The organism is Caballeronia sp., assembly GCF_049581465.1.
In the GTDB taxonomy this organism is placed as follows: domain Bacteria; phylum Pseudomonadota; class Gammaproteobacteria; order Burkholderiales; family Burkholderiaceae; genus Caballeronia.
The window spans coordinates 1-2,435 of sequence record NZ_JBAUSA010000507.1 but is presented as its reverse complement, the minus strand read 5'-3'; the positions used below and the strand labels follow the sequence as shown (position 1 = coordinate 2,435).

The following is a 2,435-nucleotide window of genomic DNA, read 5'->3' as shown; positions in this document are numbered from 1 at the left end:
TTGCTGCTGAACACGATTGGCCGCGTGATGCATCAACGCAAGGTCAAACGAAGCCTTTCCCGTTAGCTATTTGCCGCTTCGCGCGGCGCGGGTCACTTCCTTGGCCGCAGTACGCAGCTGGTTGCAAAAGGCCTGCACGACTCGCGCCGATTCGCCTCCTTTGCGCGTGATGATCTGAAAGTCCAGATGTGTGACGTAGTGCTCGGGATCGATGCGGGTCAATAGACCGCCGTCTACCCAAGGCTGTGCGTAGTGAGGCGGCAGGAAGCCGATGTAGTTGCCCGACAGGATGAGCATCGCGCGGCCTTCGACGTTGTCGACCGAGGCCGCGGCCTGCGCCATGTGCAGCAGCTTGAGCTCCTGGCCGCCGAGGTAAGCGCGCGCAGCGAGGCGCTGTTTGCTAAGTACCGAAACTGGGACACGGCCGCTCGCCCGCTCGTATAACGAGTGGGTCGATGCGCAGTAGAGCCCCTGCTCCTCCCGATAAAGCGGCACGTAGTCGAGACCGGGAATCTGCGCGGGAAATGGCCCGACGGCCAGATGCAGGCGCCCGTCCAGCACGTGCTGCTCCATGCTGCCTGGCGTGTCAATCTGCACATGCAGGCGGACGTCGGGCGCCATCTGGCCGCACTCCCGAATCGCTGCCGGCAGCGGCGAGTATTTGTCGGTCAAGGTCGCTTCGATCATGCCGAAGCGCAACACACCGGAAAGCTGATTGCGCAACGCGCCGGCTTCCATTTGAAACGTATCGACCGCACCGAGCAGACGTTGCGCGGCGGCGTGTAGCTCCGCACCTTCGTCTGTCAGCCGGAAGCCCGCACGTCCGCGTTCACACAGTCGCAGTCCGAGGCGTGTCTCCAGCTGCGACATGTATTCGCTGATGCTCGATGCGCCAATGTTGAGGATCGGTTGCGCGGCGGCGAAGCCGCCGCAACGCACGATGGTTTCGAAGATCCGCAACAGCTTTAGATCCGCGTCCTGGACTTGCATCGTACCGTCCCTCGGTTAGTTCGGAAATTACCGAAATGTGTTTCATCAATAGTGCATTTTATTGGGGAATTTGGCTACACAGAATTGCTGTCAACTCCACTGCCCAAGGTTGCGCGAAGGCACACGGGGAGCGGGTTCCCAATGGGATGTTTTCTAAGCCAAAGCGCAACGCGTTCGCCACCTCCGGCGGCAGGGCGATTTGATACGTCACGATGTGAGGAGAGCATGATGAAAAATAGGGTCGCAGGTGCAAGCTGGTTGACAGCAGTCGCTTTGAGCATGGTGTCGGTGCACGCGACGGCGGGCGAGCAGGTCGTGAAGATCGGTTTGACCGGTCCCTTGACTGGCGCTCAGGCCGCCATTGGCAAGGATGACGAAAACGGCGTCAGGATGGCGATCGAGCGTTTGAATGCCGAGGGGCTCGTGATCGGCGGTCAGAAGACCCGCTTCGAACTGGTTTCGCAAGATGACGCCGCCGATCCGCGTACCGGGATGGCGGTCGCGCAAAGCCTGGTCGACGACAATGTGAAGGTCATTTTTGGACCTTTCAATTCGGGTGTCGCGATTCCGATCTCAAACCTGGTTAATGTCGCGGGAATCGTGATGGCCACCGTCGCGTCGAACCCGTCGATCACGCAACACGGCTATCCGTTCGTGTTCCGCATCTCTGCCAGCGACACACAGCTTGGCAGCCGCATGGGCGAATTTGCAGCAAAGCAATTGAAGGTCAAGCGTATTGCCGTGATCGACGATCGGACAGCGTACGGCCAGGGTCTCGCCGACGAATTTGTCAACGCAGCCAAAGCCAACGGCATCGAGATCGTGGATCGAGAATATACGACCGACAAAGCGACCGACTTCGTCTCGATCCTCACCCATGTCAAAGGCGTCGGCGCGGAAGGGATCTTCTACGGCGGTTACTACGCGCAAGCCGGTGCGCTGCGCAAGCAGATGAAGCGCCTCGCGATGAACGGCTACCTGCTTGGCGGCGATGCCATGTGCAATGTCGAACTGGCGAAACTCGGCGGCGACGCGGTCGATACGCGCGTGTATTGTCCGCAAGGCGGCCCCGTCCTCGATCAAACGCAGGAAGGGCGGCAGTTCAAGGCGGAGTACAAGCAGCGCTTCCAAACCGATCCATTGACTTACAGCGCGGCGTTGTACGATGGCGTGAATATCGTCGTGCAGGCCATGCAGAAGGCTAATTCTATCGAACCGGCACAGTATCGTGCTGCGCTCGCTGGCATCGATTTCCAAGGGGTTTCCGGGCAGTATCGATTCGACAAGAATCGCGATCTGAAGGACTCGCCGATTACGATTTATACCTATCGAAACGGTGAGCCGACACCGCTGGCATCGTCCCAGCCCTAGATCGACGTCGTCCAACCGGGCGCTGTTCGCTGGACCAGACGGTCGCTTTCCATCAAGTCGATGATGAATACCTG

General features: G+C 59.5%; 2 protein-coding genes. One reads left to right on the top strand and one right to left on the bottom strand.

All coding sequences use genetic code 11. The features are described from left to right. Positions 1–66 precede the first annotated feature (66 nt). Positions 67–990, bottom strand: coding sequence for a LysR family transcriptional regulator (locus WCA53_RS12475; protein WP_423910122.1), 924 nt, complete (start codon positions 988–990; stop codon positions 67–69). Between the two features lie 228 nt (positions 991–1,218). Here WCA53_RS12475 and WCA53_RS12470 point away from each other — a divergent pair, with 228 nt between their 5' ends. Continuing rightward, entirely contained in the window at positions 1,219–2,361 is a 1,143-nt protein-coding gene (locus tag WCA53_RS12470) for a branched-chain amino acid ABC transporter substrate-binding protein (RefSeq protein ID WP_423910119.1), read from the top strand. The last annotated feature ends 74 nt before the right edge of the window (positions 2,362–2,435 follow it).